At 66.4% G+C, this 16,593-nt stretch carries 12 protein-coding genes; 6 read left to right on the forward strand and 6 right to left on the reverse strand.

What is annotated here, in order from left to right; genetic code table 11:
* From dnaA to gyrB, 3 genes are all read left to right on the forward strand, one after another.
* Entirely contained in the window at positions 1–1,407 is a 1,407-nt protein-coding gene (gene dnaA / locus ACRSCF_RS00005; protein ID WP_016447259.1) for a chromosomal replication initiator protein DnaA, read from the forward strand.
* A gap of 121 nt (positions 1,408–1,528) precedes the next feature.
* A complete protein-coding gene (gene dnaN / locus ACRSCF_RS00010; RefSeq protein WP_016447260.1) occupies positions 1,529–2,647 on the forward strand; it encodes a DNA polymerase III subunit beta in 1,119 nt (372 codons plus the stop codon).
* Positions 2,648–2,849: 202 nt separating this feature from the next.
* The gene (gyrB, locus tag ACRSCF_RS00015; RefSeq protein ID WP_034365451.1) at positions 2,850–5,429 is read left to right on the forward strand and encodes a DNA topoisomerase (ATP-hydrolyzing) subunit B; all 2,580 of its coding nucleotides are present in this window, start codon (positions 2,850–2,852) and stop codon (positions 5,427–5,429) included.
* An 81-nt stretch (positions 5,430–5,510) separates the two neighbouring features.
* On the opposite strand, the gene ACRSCF_RS00020 is transcribed toward gyrB, so the two are convergent.
* Both ACRSCF_RS00020 and ACRSCF_RS00025 read right to left on the reverse strand, forming a co-directional pair.
* Positions 5,511–6,617, reverse strand: a complete 1,107-nt coding sequence (locus ACRSCF_RS00020; RefSeq protein WP_034365448.1) for a CaiB/BaiF CoA transferase family protein — start codon at positions 6,615–6,617, stop codon at positions 5,511–5,513.
* Positions 6,618–6,750: 133 nt separating this feature from the next.
* Positions 6,751–7,671, reverse strand: coding sequence for a LysR family transcriptional regulator (locus tag ACRSCF_RS00025; RefSeq protein ID WP_034365494.1), 921 nt, complete (start codon positions 7,669–7,671; stop codon positions 6,751–6,753).
* A 126-nt stretch (positions 7,672–7,797) separates the two neighbouring features.
* Here ACRSCF_RS00025 and ACRSCF_RS00030 point away from each other — a divergent pair, with 126 nt between their 5' ends.
* The 3 genes from ACRSCF_RS00030 (at position 7,798) to ACRSCF_RS00040 (ending at position 9,773) form a co-directional block, all read left to right on the forward strand.
* Positions 7,798–8,769, forward strand: coding sequence for a tripartite tricarboxylate transporter substrate binding protein (locus ACRSCF_RS00030; protein WP_016454189.1), 972 nt, complete (start codon positions 7,798–7,800; stop codon positions 8,767–8,769).
* 11 nt (positions 8,770–8,780) lie between these two features.
* Complete coding sequence (locus ACRSCF_RS00035; RefSeq protein ID WP_034365445.1) at positions 8,781–9,245, forward strand: MaoC family dehydratase; 465 nt, start codon at positions 8,781–8,783, stop codon at positions 9,243–9,245.
* Positions 9,246–9,374: 129 nt separating this feature from the next.
* Complete coding sequence (locus tag ACRSCF_RS00040; RefSeq protein ID WP_013799932.1) at positions 9,375–9,773, forward strand: YkgJ family cysteine cluster protein; 399 nt, start codon at positions 9,375–9,377, stop codon at positions 9,771–9,773.
* 7 nt (positions 9,774–9,780) lie between these two features.
* Here ACRSCF_RS00040 and ACRSCF_RS00045 read toward each other — a convergent pair whose 3' ends face one another.
* The 4 genes from ACRSCF_RS00045 to ACRSCF_RS00060 all read right to left on the reverse strand — a co-directional run bounded on the left by ACRSCF_RS00045 (position 9,781) and on the right by ACRSCF_RS00060 (position 16,583).
* The gene (locus tag ACRSCF_RS00045; protein WP_034365441.1) at positions 9,781–11,181 is read right to left on the reverse strand and encodes a sensor histidine kinase; all 1,401 of its coding nucleotides are present in this window, start codon (positions 11,179–11,181) and stop codon (positions 9,781–9,783) included.
* Between the two features lie 4 nt (positions 11,182–11,185).
* On the reverse strand, positions 11,186–11,890 hold the full coding sequence (locus ACRSCF_RS00050) for a response regulator transcription factor (protein ID WP_017407046.1): 705 nt from the start codon (positions 11,888–11,890) through the stop codon (positions 11,186–11,188).
* 153 nt (positions 11,891–12,043) lie between these two features.
* Positions 12,044–13,180: a TolC family protein gene (locus ACRSCF_RS00055; protein WP_223275166.1), complete on the reverse strand. Its 1,137-nt coding sequence runs from the start codon at positions 13,178–13,180 to the stop codon at positions 12,044–12,046.
* Between the two features lie 289 nt (positions 13,181–13,469).
* Positions 13,470–16,583 (reverse strand): efflux RND transporter permease subunit, encoded by a 3,114-nt coding sequence (locus tag ACRSCF_RS00060; RefSeq protein ID WP_016447267.1) that lies wholly within the window; start codon positions 16,581–16,583, stop codon positions 13,470–13,472.
* Positions 16,584–16,593: the final 10 nt, after the last annotated feature.

Here is a 16,593-nt window from a genome sequence, read left to right on the forward strand (position 1 = left end):
ATGACAGAGGAACCTACGAACGATGCAGGCCAGGGCCTGTGGCAAGTCTGCGTTGAGCAACTGGGGCAGGAAATGCCTGAGCAGCAGTTCAACACCTGGATCAAGCCCCTGACCGCGCACGTCGCCGAAGACTTCTCCAAAGTCACCGTCTACGTGGCCAACCGCTTCAAGCTCGACTGGATCCGCGCCCAATATGCAGGCCGCATCTCGGCCATGCTGGAGTCGCTCTATGGCCAGCCGGTGACACTTGAGTTAGCGCTCGCTCAACGGGAAAGCGTTGTGCGTACTTATGTTCGCCCATCTTCCAGCGAGCGCTCGGCCCCACCGGAAACCATTGTCACCTCGGTGCCCACGGTCACTGGCGAAGACGCGGCAGCGCCGGTCTTCCGTACGCGCCTGAACGCCGCGCTGACCTTTGAAACCCTGGTGGAAGGCACGGCCAACCGCATGGCACGCTCGGCCGCCATGCATGTGGCGGGCTCGCCCGGCCACCTGTACAACCCGCTGTTCATCTACGGCGGCGTGGGCCTGGGCAAGACCCACCTGGTGCATGCCGTGGGCAACAAGCTGCTGGCCGACAAGCCCGACGCGAAAGTTCTCTACATCCACGCCGAGCAGTTCGTCTCGGATGTGGTCAAGGCCTACCAGCGCCGCACTTTTGACGAATTCAAGGAGCGCTACCACTCGCTGGATCTGCTGCTGATCGACGATGTGCAGTTCTTCGCCAACAAGGACCGCACGCAGGAGGAGTTCTTCAACGCCTTCGAGGCCCTGCTGGCCAAGAAGAGCCACATCGTGATGACCTCGGACACCTATCCCAAGGGTCTGGCCAACATCCACGAGCGGCTGGTCTCGCGCTTCGACTCCGGGCTGACGGTGGCCATCGAGCCGCCCGAGCTGGAGATGCGCGTGGCCATCCTGATCAACAAGGCCCGCGCCGAGAACGCCGAGATGCCCGAGGAAGTCGCCTTCTTCGTGGCCAAGAACGTGCGCTCCAACGTGCGCGAGCTCGAAGGCGCGCTGCGCAAGATCCTGGCCTATTCGCGCTTCAACCAGAAGGAAGTCTCCATCCAGCTGGCCCGCGAGGCCCTGCGTGATCTGCTGTCCATCCAGAACCGCCAGATCAGCGTGGAAAACATCCAGAAGACGGTGGCCGACTACTACAAGATCAAGGTGGCCGACATGTACAGCAAGAAGCGCCCGGCCAGCATTGCCCGGCCGCGCCAGATTGCCATGTACCTGGCCAAGGAATTGACCCAGAAGAGCCTGCCCGAGATCGGCGAGCTGTTCGGCGGACGCGACCACACCACCGTGCTGCACGCGGTGCGCAAGATCGCCGGCGAACGCCAGCAGCTGACCGAGCTGAACCAGCAGCTGCACGTGCTGGAGCAAACTCTCAAAGGTTGATGAAAACTCCCCCGTTCAGGCCCTGCGTACGCGGCAAAATGGGGGATTCGAGCGGCAAGAGGGGGCTCATGTGTGAGCCGCCGCTCCCACCGAGACCCGCATCCTTAAATCAGAGGTTGACATGATCGTCCTGAAAGCCACACAAGACAAAGTTCTCGCGGTCCTGCAATCGGTGTCCGGCATCGTCGAACGCCGCCACACGCTGCCCATCCTGGCCAACGTGCTGATCAAGAAGACCGGCAACGCATTGCAGCTGACCACCAGCGACCTGGAAATCCAGATCCGCACCACCGCCGAACTCGGCGGCGACACCGGCGACTTCACCACCACCGTGGGCGCGCGCAAGCTGATCGACATCCTCAAGACCATGCCCGGCGACCAGACCGTGAGCCTGGAGACCCAGCAGGCCAAGATGGTGCTCAAGGGCGGCAAGAGCCGCTTCACGCTGCAGACCCTGCCGGCCGAGGATTTCCCGCTGGTGCAGGAGGCTGCGGCCTTCGGCCCGTCGTTCAGCGTGCCTCAGAAGGTGCTCAAGGACCTGCTGGGCCAGGTCTCCTTCGCCATGGCCGTGCAGGACATCCGCTACTACCTCAACGGCATCCTGTTCGTGGCCGAGGGCAAGCAGCTGTCCCTGGTGGCCACCGACGGCCACCGCCTGGCCTTTGCAAGCAGCCAGCTGGACGTGGAAGTGCCCAAGCAGGAAGTGATCCTGCCGCGCAAGACCGTGCTGGAGCTGCAGCGCCTGCTGTCGGATGCCGGCGGCGAGAACCAGCCCCACATCGAGATGCAGTTCGCCAACAACCAGGCCAAGTTCACCTTTGGCGGCATGGAGTTCGTGACCAAGCTGGTCGAGGGCAAGTTCCCCGACTACAACCGCGTCATCCCGCGCAACCACACCAACAGCGTGACCCTGGGCCGCGCCCCGCTGCTGGCCAGCCTGCAGCGCACGGCCATCATGACCAGCGACAAGTTCAAGGGCGTGCGCCTGACGGTGGAACCCGGCACCTTGCGCGTGGCCTCCAACAACGCCGAGCAGGAAGAGGCCATGGACGAGCTGGACATCGACTACGGTGGCGACACCATCGAGATCGGCTTCAACGTCACCTACCTGATCGACGCCCTGTCCAACATGGGCCAGGACATGATCAGGATCGACCTGCAGGACGGCAACAGCTCGGCGCTGCTGACCATCCCCGAGAACGACAGCTTCAAGTACGTCGTGATGCCGATGCGCATCTGAGCGCGCGCCACACCTACCCGATGCCTGACACATTGCGCAGCCCCTGCACCCGCCGCCCGGTGGCACAAGCCGGTGCAAGGCGCGCAACCACCCTATCCGACTCGTAGCCCGCAGCGCGCGTCCCTACGCACCGCGCCAGCGGCCGAATCGAACATTTTCAAGCGAAGCGACAGCTTCCGACGGAACTACCCCAGGGCCTTCCATGACCGACGAGAACAAGCCAGAAAACCAGACCATTGCCCCCGAAGGCTCAGACTCCAGCGGCTATGGCGAAGGCGCGATCCAGATCCTCGAAGGCCTGGAGGCCGTGCGCAAGCGCCCCGGCATGTACATCGGCGACACCTCCGATGGCACGGGCCTGCACCACCTGGTCTTCGAAGTGGTGGACAACTCCATCGACGAAGCCCTGGCCGGCTACTGCGACGACATCCTGGTCACCATCCATGCCGATGGCTCCCTGTCCGTCATCGACAACGGCCGCGGCATCCCCACGCGCGTGAAGATGGACGACAAGCACGAGCCCAAGCGCTCGGCGGCCGAAATCGCCCTCACCGAACTGCACGCGGGCGGCAAGTTCAACCAGAACAGCTACAAGGTCTCGGGCGGCCTGCACGGCGTGGGCGTGTCCTGCGTGAACGCACTGTCCATCTGGCTCAAGCTCAGCGTGCGCCGCGACGGCGAAGTCTACGAGATCGACTTCTCGCGCGGCCAGGTGCAGAACCGCCCCATCGAGATCGTGGACGGCGTCGAGGTCTCGCCCATGCGCGTAGTCGGCAAGAGCGACAAGCGCGGCACCAAGGTCCACTTCCTGCCCGACACGGAAATCTTCACGCAGAACCATGAGTTCCGCTACGAGATCCTGGCCAAGCGCCTGCGCGAACTGTCCTTCCTGAACAACGGCGTGCGCATCCGCCTCAAGGACGAGCGCGACGGCCGCGAGGATGACTTCTCCGGCGCCGGCGGCGTCATGGGCTTCGTGCAGTTCATCAACGCCAACAAGAAGGTGCTGCACCCCACCGCCTTCCACGCCAACGGCACGCGTCCTGCGGAAAGCTACGGCGGCATCCCCGGCACCGAGATCGGCGTCGAAGTCGCCATGCAGTGGAACGACAGCTATGCCGAGCAGGTGCTGTGCTTCACCAACAACATCCCGCAGCGCGACGGCGGCACCCACCTGACGGGCCTGCGCGCCGCCATGACGCGCGTGATCGGCAAGTACATCGAGCAGAACGAGCTGGCCAAGAAGGCCAAGGTCGAGGTCAGCGGCGACGACATGCGCGAAGGCCTGTGCTGCGTGCTGTCCGTGAAGGTGCCCGAGCCCAAGTTCAGCAGCCAGACCAAGGACAAGCTGGTCTCCAGCGAAGTGCGCGCGCCCGTGGAGGACATCGTCGCCAAGGCGCTGACCGACTACCTGGAAGAAAAGCCCAACGACGCCAAGATCCTGTGCAGCAAGATCGTCGATGCCGCGCGTGCCCGCGAGGCCGCGCGCAAGGCCCGCGAGATGACGCGCCGCAAGGGCGTGCTCGACGGCATGGGCCTGCCCGGCAAGCTGGCCGACTGCCAGGAAAAGGACCCGGCGCTGTGCGAGATCTACATCGTCGAGGGTGACTCCGCCGGCGGCTCCGCCAAGCAAGGTCGCGACCGCAAGTTCCAGGCCATCCTGCCGCTGCGCGGCAAGATCCTGAACGTGGAAAAGGCCCGCTACGAGAAGCTGCTGTCCAGCAACGAAATCGTCACCCTGATCACGGCCCTGGGCACCGGCATCGGCAAGGCCACGGCCGAATCGGGCAAGAGCGGCAGCGACGACTTCGACCCCAACAAGCTGCGCTACCACCGCATCATCATCATGACCGACGCGGACGTGGACGGCGCCCACATCCGCACCCTGCTGCTGACCTTCTTCTACCGCCAGATGCCGGACCTGGTCGAGCGCGGCCACATCTACATCGCCCAGCCGCCGCTGTACAAGGTCAAGAACGGCAAGGAAGAGCTGTACATCAAGGACGGCCCCGCGCTCAACCAGTACCTGCTGCGCATCGCGCTGATGAACGCCAGCGTCAGCACCGGCGGCGCCAACCCGCGCACGCTGGACGGCGAGGAACTGGCCAAGCTGGCCAACATGCACCTGGCTGCCGAGACCGTCATCGACCGCCTGTCCAACTTCATGGATGCCGAGGCCCTGCGCGCCATCGCCGACGGCGTGCAGATCACGCTGGACAGCATCGAGGCGGCACAGGCCTGCGCCCCCATCCTGGAGGCCAAGCTGCGCGAGTTGACCACCACGGGCGTGCCCGCCGAGGTCACGGCCGAAATCGACCCGGTCTCCGAAAAGCCCGTGCTGCGCATCAGCCGCCACCACCACGGCAACATCAAGAGCTCCATCCTCACCCAGGAGTTCGTGCGCAGCCACGACTACGCCGCACTGGCCGACGAAGCCCAGAACTTCAACGGCCTGCTGGGCGAAGGCGCCAAGGTCATGCGCGGCGAAGGCGAGAAGGCCAAGAGCGACAAGGCCACCGACTTCCGCCAGGCCATGCAATGGCTGCTGCACGAGGCCGAACGCACCACGGCCCGCCAGCGCTACAAGGGCCTGGGCGAAATGAACCCCGAGCAGCTGTGGGAGACCACCATGGACCCCACCGTGCGCAGCCTGCTGCAGGTGCAGATCGGCGACGCCATCGAGGCCGACCGCGTGTTCACCATGCTCATGGGCGACGAGGTGGAGCCGCGCCGGGACTTCATCGAGACGAATGCGTTGCGGGCGGGCAATATCGACGTCTGATCCAGCCGAACGGCACACTGCAAAAAGCGCTCTGCAAGGAGCGCTTTTTTCATGGCCGGACCTTGGCGCCCCTGGCCATGTTCACCGCCCGCCAAACTCCTCCCACAGCGCCTGCGTATGCTCGCCCAGCGCGGGCACGGCGCCCATGGCGGCTTCGGCATCCGACAGCGTGGCCGGGGGCAGCAGGGCCTGGATGCTGCCGGCGGGCGTGGCCACCTCGCGCCAGCGTTGGCGCGCCTGCAGCTGGGGATGGTTCCAGACCGCGTGCATGCCGTTGAGCGGCGCGTTGGCGATGCCGCCTGCATCCAGGCGCTGCATGGCCTGTTCGCGGCTCAGGTAGGCCAGCACGGAGGCGATCACCGCATCGAGTTCCTTGCGGTGCGCCACGCGCTGCAGGTTGGTGGCAAAGCGCGCGTCCTGCGCCAGCGCGGGCTGCTGCAGCACATGGGCGCAGAAGCTGTGCCATTCGCGGTCGTTCTGCAGGCCGAAGATCAGGCTCTGGCCGTCACCGGCCGTGTACTGGCCATAGGGCGCGATGGAAGGATGGGTCAGCCCGCTGCGCGCGGGCGCCGTGCCGCCGTAATGGGCGAAGTTCAGCGGGTAGGACATCCATTCGGCCAGCGCCTCCAGCATGGATACCTCCACGCGCAGGCCCCGGCCGGTGCGGGCGCGCTGCAGCAGGGCGGACAAAATGCCCGAGTAGGCATACATGCCGGCTGCGATGTCGGCGATGGAAATGCCCACGCGTGCGGGCTGGTCGGGCGTGCCCGTGACCGAGATCAGGCCGGCTGCCGCCTGGATCAGCAGGTCATAAGCCTTCCTGTCGCTGAGCGGTCCGCCCTCGCCATAGCCCGATATATCGCAGACGATGAGACGCGGATATTTTTCATGCAGGCTGTCGAAATCCATGCCCATTCTCTGCATGGCACCCGGGGCCAGGTTCTGGATCAGGATATCGGCGTTTTCCAGTATTTTCCCGACGATATGCTGCCCTTCGGCGGTCTTGATATCTGCAGCCAGGCTTTGCTTTCCCCGATTGGCCCAGACAAAAAAGGATGATTCACCATGGACCTTGTCGTCATAGCCCCGCGCAAAATCCCCATCGGGCAATCGCTCCAGCTTGATGACCCTGGCGCCCAGGTCCGCCAGCTGCCGGCTGGCAAAAGGCCCTGCCACGGCGTGTTCCATGGCCAATACCGTCAAACCATCCAATGGGCGTGTCTGCATTTTCTTGAACGAGGCGAATATTCGATTCGCCGCATTCTAGAAGTGCGACCATCACCCAGCCAGTCGGCATTTTCTAAGCGGAATTTCAAATCTTCTAAGACAGGGATTCCTGCACGGCGCCTTCCTCGGGCAAAGGCTGGGCCGCCACATAGGCCACGAAATCGCGGGCATAGGCGGGCAGGGTTTCGGGTTCGCGCGTGACCACCTTCTGCTCGCGCTGCGCCCAGGCCTCGTCCAGGCCCACGGCAGCCAGCCTGCGCGCCTGCAGCGCCGGCCGGGCAATGGAGCGCGGCACCAGCGCAATGCCCACGCCTTCCTGCACGCACTGCAGCACGGCCTCGAATGTTGGTGCGTGCACACGTACTCTGGGATTCATGCCCAGCCTGGATGCCATGCCTTGGAGGTAGAGAAAGTTGCTGGTCTTGCGGCCGATCGAGACCAGGTCGTAGGTCAGCGCAGTTTCCAGCGGCACCCTGCTGCTGGCGGCCAAGGGGTGGCCAGCGGGCACCACGAACACCAGTTCATCGCGGCCATAGGTGATGGCGTGCAGGCCATGCAGATCGATCTGGCCGGCCACCAGGCCCACGTCGGCACTGCCGTCGAGCACGGCGCGCACCGTGTCTTCGCTCAGGCGCTCCTCCAGGTCCACATTGACGTTCGGATAATGGGCCAGATAGCGGCTGAGCACGGGCGCGATTCCCGTCAGCGTGCTGCTGTTGGCAAATACGCGGATATGGCCTGATATTCCGTTGATGTGTCTTTGCATTTCTCCGTGCAGGCGGTCCACGCTGCCGAAAATGGAATCGGCGTATTTCTTGACCGTCATTCCCGCCGGGGTCAGCACCATGCCTTTGGACGTTCTTTCAAACAGCGATGCGCCCATGGCCTGCTCCAGATTCTTGAGCCGGTAGCTGGCCGATGGCGCCGTCAAATGCATTTCAGCCGCGCCTGCGCTGAGGCTTTTGGCCTGGGCAATCGCAAGGAAAACGCTGAGATCCGTCAATTCATATCGCATCCGTTGCATGCCCGCCTTGGGCATTTCCTTGGTGTTAGACGGTTTCTAACCGCCCTATCAATGATTCGACTGGCCGCATTGGCAGCGCATTTCTATAGTCGGCGCCAGGAGACAACGGAGAAAATTATGGACTTCAAGACGGCAAGACGCCAAACCCTTCTCACCGCCCTGCTTCTGGCCGCCGGCGCGGCCGCAGCGCAGGACTATCCGGCGCGCCCCATCAAGCTGGTGATTCCCTACGCGGCAGGCGGCCCCACCGACACCTTCGGCCGCGCCATGGCCGATGTCTGGAGCCAGAAGCTGGGCACGCCCGTGGTGATCGAGAACCGCACGGGTGCCGGCACCCTGGTGGGCACGGAGGCGGTTGCCAAGGCAGCCCCTGACGGCTACACCCTGCTGCTGACCACGGTGGCGCATGCCGTCAATCCCTACATCCACGACAAGCTGGGCTACCGCACGGAGGAAGACTTCGCGCCCGTGGGACTGCTCGCCAGGGCGCCGCTGGTGCTGGTGGTGGACAAGCGGCTGCCCGTGCAGAGCCTGCCGGATTTCCTGGCCTATCTGCGGGCGCGGCCCGGCCAGGTCAGCTATGCATCGGCGGGCGTGGGCAGCGCTCCGCACCTGGGCGCGGAGCTGCTGAACCTGATGGCGGGCACCCGGGCCCAGCATGTGCCCTACCGGGGCAGTGCGCCAGCCATACAGGACCTCATCGGCGGGCACCTGGCCTTCATGCTGGACAGCGCGCCCACAGGCCTGGCCCAGGTCAAGGCGGGCACGGTGCGCCTGCTGGCCACCACCATGGCCCAGCGCCTGCCGCAGACGCCCGACACGCCTGCCATTGCCGAGCAGGTGCCCGGCTACGAGGCCTATACCTGGAACGCCGTGTTCGCCCCCGCAGGCACGCCGCCAGCGCTGATTGCCCGCCTGCAGTCCAGCCTGCAGGCCACGGTGGACGATGCCGGGCTGCAGAAAAAGGCCTACGACATGGGCCTGGTGCTGGAAAAGCAGCCGCGCCCCCAGGCGCTGGCCGCCTTCCTCAAGCAGGAGCTGGACAAATGGGGCAAGGTCGCCCGGGCCGCCCACATGAGCGCGAACTGAGGAGAGTCGCCATGCCACGCCACCCATCCCTGTGCGCCCAGCGCTACTTTGAAGACTTCGCGCTGGGCGAGGTCTTCGCCCTGCCATCGCGCACCATGACCGATGCCCTGTTCGCCGCCTTCCAGCTGGCCAGCGGCGACAACCATCCCGTGCACTACGACGTGGAGTACTGCCGTGCGCGCGGCATGCCCCATATGCTGGCCCACGGCTACCAGGTGGCCATACAGACGGCGGCAGGCGCCGGCCTGTTCCCGCACATGGTCGAGGAATCGCTCAAGGGCTTTCTGGAGCAGGGCAGCCGCTTCCTGGCCCCCGTTTATGTGGGCGACACGCTGTACTGCACGCTGACGGTGTCCGAGCTCAAGCCCGGCAACACCACGGGCGTGCTGACCCTGGCCACCGAGGTGCTGAACCAGCGCGCCGAGCGGGTGTCCGACGGGTTTCAGAAATACCTGTTGAGGAAGCGGCCGGCCTGAGGGCCAGGGGATGGATGCAGGGGCGGCGTCCCCCAAAGACCCGCCCCGTCGCTTGGCTACGCCGGCGCGGCAACCGCCGCCGGGCTTTCTGGCGAAAAATAGCGGCCCTGCACACGCCCATCGCCCACCATGAGATCCCCCATCAGCATCGTCGACGTCGACCGCCTCGACTCCTGGAGCAAATACAAGCCCGGCATGTGCGACAGCTGTGCGGCCAACTGCTGCACCATGCCGCTGGAGGTGCAGCTGCCCGATCTGGTACGGCTGGAGCTGGTGGATCCGTTCGAGGTGGACAACGTGGAGCCCAAGCTCATCGCCAAGCGGCTGATGAAGATGCGCTTGATCGACCACTACAACCCCAAGCACAACATCTTCACCATGGCGCGGCGCGCCAGCGGGGACTGCAATTTTCTGGATGCCAAGTCGCGGCGCTGCACGGTCTACGACAAGCGGCCCGAAACCTGTCGCCTGCACCCCAAGAAGGGGCCCAAGCCCGGCTTTTGCGCCTACGGTCACAAGGACCGCTGAAACGGCTTCAGGCCGTGGGCAACCCGGGCAGCCAGATCCTCGCCTGCAGGCCCGGATGCATGTTCTCGAAGCCCAGCTTGCCGCCATGCAGCTGCACGATGGCCAGCACGCTGGCCAGGCCCAGGCCATAGCCTTCGCGGTCCGATTCGGCGCGGTAAAAGCGGGTGCTCATCTTCTCGCGCGTCTGCGCGTCCACGCCGGGGCCGCGGTCCTGCACGATGATTTCCACGCCCCAGGCGCCGCCTTCCATGCCGTGCTCGTGGGCCACGCCCGCGCGCAGCAGCATGTCGGCGCCGTGGTCGCTGTCGGGCAGTGATCCGTACTTGATGGCGTTGTCCACGAGGTTGGCCACGGCGCTGGCCAGCAGGTCGCCGTCGCCCAGCGCCATGGGCGTGCCCTCGACCTCCAGGCGCAGCACGCCGCCCGCGTCCTCGACCAGCGGTTCGTAGAACTCCACCACGTCGACCAGCAGGGCACGCAGGTCCACGGGCGCGAAGTTCTTGCGGCTGGCGCCGCTTTCCACTTCGGCAATCTGCAGCAGCTTGTCGAAGACCACGCCCAGCTCGGCCACTTCCTGGGCCACCAGCGCCAGCGTCTCGTTCTTTTCCTCGGGCGTGGCCTGCTGGGCATTGCGCAGGCGCAGCAGGATGCGCGTCAGCGGCGTGCGCAGGTTGTGGGCGATGGTGTTGGAGACATGGCGTATGCCGTCCATCAGCAGTTCCAGCCGGTCCAGCATGGTGTTGATGTCGCGGTTGAGCAGCGTGAACTCATCGTCGCGGCGCGTGACCGGAATGCGCTGGCGCAGGTCGCCCGTGGCCACGCGCGCCATGGTGCTGCGGATGTCGGCGGCACGCTCTTCCACCACGCGCCGGAAGGCCCCGGCGCCCAGCACGGCCATGCCCAGGGCCACCAGGCCGGCCAGCAGGCTGGCGCGGCCGAACAGTTCCTCCACATCGCTTTGCACCTGCATGTCGCTGCCCACGGCCAGCAGCTTGCCGTCGGACAGCTGGGCCACGGCCACGCGGCCCGCGATGATGCGGCCGTTGCGCCGCACCTTGAGATCGCGCACGCCCATCTCCGTCAGGCGGCGTGCGGGCACCACGTCGGCGTTGCCGATGATGGGATTGCCGTCGCCATCCATGAGGATGAGGATTTCGGTATCGGTGTTGACGCCGTCCAGCAGGGTCTGCTGGATCTCGGCCTCCAGCGCGGGCTCGCCGTACTTGTCGCGGTGCTCGACCAGGCGGCGCATGTGGTTCTCGGCCTGCCGGTCCATGCGCATGCGCAGCACGCCCACGGTCTGCACGTAGAACACCGACAGCACGATGGACATGGTCAGCACCAGCAGCACGCCGTAGGTCAGCGCCAGCCGGAAGGCCGTGGAGCTCCAGGGCTTGGCCAGCGACATCGGGTCAGGCCACCTGCGGCAGGTCCTGCGGCCGGTCCGACAGGCTGTAGCCCACGCCGCGCACGGTGTGGATCAGCGCAGGCTCGAAGCCCTTGTCCACCTTGCCGCGCAGGCGGCTGATGTGCACGTCGATGACATTGGTCTGCGGGTCGAACCGGTAGTCCCACACCGACTCCAGCAGCATGGTGCGCGTGACGATCTGGTGCGCGTGCTGCATCAGAAAGGCCAGCAGGCGGAACTCGCGCGGCTGCAGCGCCAGCGGCTGGCCCGCGCGCTCGGCGCTGCGCGTGAGCAGATTCAGCCGCAGGTCGGCCAGGCGCATCTCGCGCGCGGGGGCCGGGATCTGGGCGCGGCGCACCAGGGCCTCCAGGCGCGCCGAGAGTTCGGAGAAGGCAAAGGGCTTGGTCAGGTAGTCGTCGCAGCCGGCCTTGAGGCCGCGCACGCGCTCGTCCGTGGCCGACAGGGCGCTGAGCACCAGCACCGGCGTCTGCTTGCCCATGGAGCGCAGCGTCTGCAGGATCTGCAGGCCGTCGAAGCCGTTGGGCAGCATGCGGTCGAGGATGATCACATCCCAGCTCTCGCCCACGGCCATGGCGATGCCCTGCACACCATCGCTGCACACCGCCACCTGCGCGCCCTGCTGGCGCAGGCCTTCGGCGATGTAGCGCGCGTTCAGCGCGTCGTCTTCGATGATGAGATAGCGGTACATGCGGGCGGCAGGGCCTGACTCGAAACTGAGGCAGACACTATACGGCGCGCCAGACTCCGCCGAGATCGGTGGGGGTGCCGGCATGTTGACCACCTCTTTCCAGCTAGGGGCAGGGCCGCGCGGCATCCCAGAGCACCGCGCCGCATGAAACCGTCAGGGCGCTGCCCACATCGGCAGATCGCCGCTGGCCACGCGCACCTGCCACTCGGCCAGCATCATTTCCTTGACCAGGTCCAGGTGCTCCAGGCGGTGCTCGTTGATCGATCCCAGCGAATCGATCAGCTCCAGGATGGAGCCCTGGCCCAGCTTGTAGGCATCCTGGGCCATCTGGTTGAGCGGCGCGATCTGCGCCAGGCCCTGCTTTTCGTAGGCGCGCACGGCATCGCGGCGCAGCTTCAGTTGCCTGATGGCGCGCTGCAGCTCGGTACGCGCCTCGATCAGCGCGGCGTCGTAGCGCAGTTGGGCCTGCTCGGCCTCCACCTGGGCACGCGCGATGGGGCCTTCGCGGCGATCGAACAGCGGCAGCTCCACCGACACGCCGATCTGGTTGTAGTTGCCGTCCAGCCGGTTGCGCACCCGCGCCACGCTGATGCTGGGCGTGGGCAGGGCTTCGCGGCGTTCCAGCTCGACCTTGTGGCGCAGCTGGTCCAGCTCGGCCTGGGCGGCCACCAGGGCCGGCAGGCGCAGGCGCGCGGCCTCCCAAAGTTCCTGCTCGTGCAGCAGCTGGGCCACGGGAACGGCCTGCAGGCTGCCCGTGGCGCGCGGTGCCCACTGGGGCAGGGCGGCCAGGGCGGCGGCGTGCGAGGCGGCGTCCTGCCAGTCCGACTGGGCCTGGCTGACCTGCATGGCCATCTGGGCCTGCTGCAGGCTCAGGCGCGCGCCGTCATAGCGGCTGCGCGCACCGGCCTCGATCTGTCCGCGCACGATATTGCCCGCGCTGTTCAGGGCCTCCTGCGCCTCTTGCCAGACCTTCAGGCGCTGCTGCGTCATCAGCAGATCAATGAAGGCCGTGGCTGCATCGTTGAGCGTGGTGGCCACGGCCACCTCGACATTGGCGCGCGCCGCCGTCTCGCCCTTGCGCGCGTTCTCCATGCGCAGGCGCCGCTGGCCGAAAATGGGCAGCGGCTGCTCTATGCCCCACTGCTTCTCGCCCGGCTTGCTGCTGTACGACGCCGAAGGATTGGGAAACGCCGCCGCCGTGCGGCTGTCCGCCTGCGCAATCCCGATCTGCAGCCGCTGCGCAGCCAGCTGGGGCTGGTTGCGCACCACCATCTGCAGATACTCCTGCATCCCCACCGGCTGCTGCGGCGCAGCCGCCGGAGCCACCTCGGAGGCAGGCGCCGCAGTGATGGCCGGCACAGCCGCCCCGCCCGGTACAGCGGGTACAGCCTGCTGCGCAAGCGCAGAACCCGCCCCGCAGCACAGCGCCACAGCCACAAACAGGGCCCGATAACGGGCGCTGCCTGCAAAACCGGCGCGACCAAAAGCCAGGGACGCCGAGCAAGAGCCGCCTCGCGGCGAGGGCGTCGTCCCCCCCGCGAAGCGAGAGGGGGAAGCGGCGAAGCCGCTCAGGGGGCTATCACTCTTTTTCATCGAGTTCTTCCTGCGTCAACATGTTCTTGGGGCCCAGCAGCGCATAGAGCACGGGCAGCAGCACCAGGGCCACCAGGGGCAGCACCACCATGCCGCCCACGATCACGGAGGCGAAGGGCTTTTGCGTCTCGCTGCCCACGCCCGTGGACAGCGCCATGGGCAGCAGGCCCAGCAGCGCCAGCAGCGCCACGAGCACGATGGAGCGCATGCGCTCGGCAGCGCCCTCGACCAGGGCCTGCATCATGGGCATGCCTTGCCGTCGCAGCTCCTCCACGGCCGAGATCACCAGCAGCCCGGCCAGCGCCACCTGCCCCAGCAAGGCAATGAAGCCGATGGCCGCGCTGATGGACAGCTCGATGCCCGCCAAGTGCAGGGCCGCGATGCCGCCCACCATGGTGAAGGGCGCGCACAGCAAGATGATGCCGGCGCTGCGCGCCTGGCCCAGCGCGCCGAACAGCAGGGCGTAGACGATGATCAGCGACAGCGGCACCACGATCTTCAGGCGCGCGGCCGCGCGCTGCTGGTTCTCCCACTCGCCACCCCAGACGGCCTGGTAGCCCTCGGGGATCTTCACGTTCTTCTTGAACGTGGCCAGCGTGTCCTTGACCACGGAGCCGATGTCACGGCCTTCCACGTTGAACTTGAGCGCCATGTAGCGCGCATTGCCTTCGCGGAAGATGGAGGAGTTGCCGATCTTGATGGCCACCTGGCCCACGGAGTGCAGCGGCACCGAGCCGCCCGCAGCGCCATTGGGCAGGGGGATGGCGATGTTGCGGATGCGTTCCTCATCCATGCGGTCCACGTAGGGCAGGCGCACGCGCACGGGCACGGGGTACTCGCCTTCCCACAGCGTGGTGGAGATGTTGCCGGCCAGCGCCGCCTCCAGCGTCTTTTGCGCGGTCTCCATGGCAATGCCCTGGCGCGCCAGCGCCTGGCGGTCGAACTCCACGTGCACCTGGGGCGCAGGCGCGTCGCGGTACAGGCCCAGGTCGACCACGCCGTCGATGTCCTTCACCAGGTCCACGGTCTGCTGCAGGATGGAGCGCAGCTGCGGAATGTCGGGGCCGAAGACCTTGAGCACCACCTGGCCGCGCGCGCCGGACGTCGATTCCTCCACGCTGTCGCGGATGGGCTGGGCGAAGTTGAACGACACGCCCGGAATCTCGCTGAGCGTGGCGCGCATCTGCTCGATGAGCTGGGGCTTGGTCAGGCCCTTGCGCCATTCGCCGTGGCCCTTCAGGCGCACCAGCACCTTGGCCAGGTTCAGCGTCTCGTTGTCGGTGCCGGACTCGGGACGGCCTTGCTCGGTGGTGACGGTGATGACCTCGGGGAAGGTCTTCAGGCGCAGGCGCACGTCGCGCAGCACTTCCTGGCCCTTTTCCAGCGAGATCGATGCCGGCATCTGCACCAGCACGTAGGCGTCGCCTTCATCGAGCTCGGGCAGGAATTCCGTGCCCAGCCAGGCGGCCGACAGGCCGGCCGCCACCAGGATGGCCAGCGAGGCGACCACCACCATGACACGGCGCCGCCCGGCGCCCAGCAGGCTGCCGATCCAGTGCTGGTAGCCGTGGTGCGCGCGGTCGAAGATCTTGGGCTCTTCCACCATCACGTGCTGGGGCTTGAGGAACAGCGCGCACAGCGCCGGCACCAGGCCCATGGCGAAGACCAGGGCACCCAGCAGCGCGAAGCTGTAGGTCATGGCCAGCGGACGGAAGATGCGGCCCTCGATGCTTTCCAGCGAGAACACGGGGATCAGCGCCGCGATCACGATGGCCATGGCGAACAGCGTGGGCTTGGCCACGGCCACGGCCGAGTCGATGATGATGTGGCGCATGTCCGCCTGCGTCTGCGGCTTGCGCAGGCGGGCGTTGCGGATGATGTTCTCGGCCAGCACCACGGCGCCGTCCACCATGATGCCGAAGTCGATGGCGCCCATGGAGATCAGGTTGGCCGGCATGCCCAGCAGGTGCAGGCCGATGAAGGCCACCAGCAGCGACAGCGGGATCACCGTGGCCACGATCAGCGAGCCGCGCAGGCTGCGCAGGAACAGCCACAGCACGCCCACGATCAGCGTGGCGCCGAACAGCAGGTTGTGCTGCACCGTGCCCAGCGTGTGGCCGACCAGATCGGAGCGGTCGTAGTTGGTCTCCATGTGCATGCCCTCGGGCAGGCCGCCGTCATTGAGCGCGGCCACCTTGGCATGGATCTGGTCCAGCACCACCGAGGGGTTCTCGCCGCGCTTGAGCAGCACGATGCCCTGGACCACGTCGTCGGCATCGTCCATGCCCACCGAACCCTGGCGCGGCGTGTGCGACTGCACCACGCGCGCCACGTCGCCAATGGTCACGGGCGCGCTGCCGCGCATGGCCACGACCACGCCCTGGATCTCCTGCGGCGTGCGCAGCAGGCCGATGCCGCGGATGATCAGCGACTGCTCGCCGCGGCGCATCAGGCCGCCGCCCACGTTGCGGTTGGACTTGGACAGGGCATCGCTCACGTCTTCCAGCGACAGGCCCAGCGCATACAGCTTCTCGGGATCGACCTCGACGTGGTACTCCTTGACGAAGCCGCCGATGCTGACCACGTCGGCCACGCCCTGCACCTGCTTGAGCACGCGCACCACGCGCCATTCCTGCTCGGTGCGCAGCTGCGCCAGCGTGTGGCGGTCGCTCTTCAGGCGGTAGTAGAAGATCTTGCCCAGCGGCGTGTAGTCGGGCGCCATCTCGGGCGTGACGCCGTCGGGCAGATTGGCCTGGGGCAGGCGCTGCGACACCTCGGCGCGCGCATGGAAGCTGTCGGCCTCGTCATTGAAGACGAGGTTGATCATGGCCAGGCCGAAGTAGCTCTCCGAGCGCAGCGACACCAGGCCCGGCGTGCCGTTGAGCTCGCGCTCCAGCGGCTGGGTGATCTGGCGCTCCACCTCCTCGGGGGCCAGGCCCGGCGCCTGGGCAATCACGCCCACCTGCACATTGGTCACATCGGGATAGGCCTCGATGGCCGTGTGCAGGTACGAATACACGCCATAGATGGCGATGATCAGGGTGGCGCAAAGGGCGACGAGCCGCCGGTGCACCACAAACGCTATCAGGGAACGCAGCATTGATGGGACT

The sequence above is a fragment of the Delftia sp. 11MD genome, from assembly GCF_050907895.1.
Taxonomy (GTDB): Bacteria; Pseudomonadota; Gammaproteobacteria; order Burkholderiales; family Burkholderiaceae_C; genus Comamonas; species Comamonas tsuruhatensis.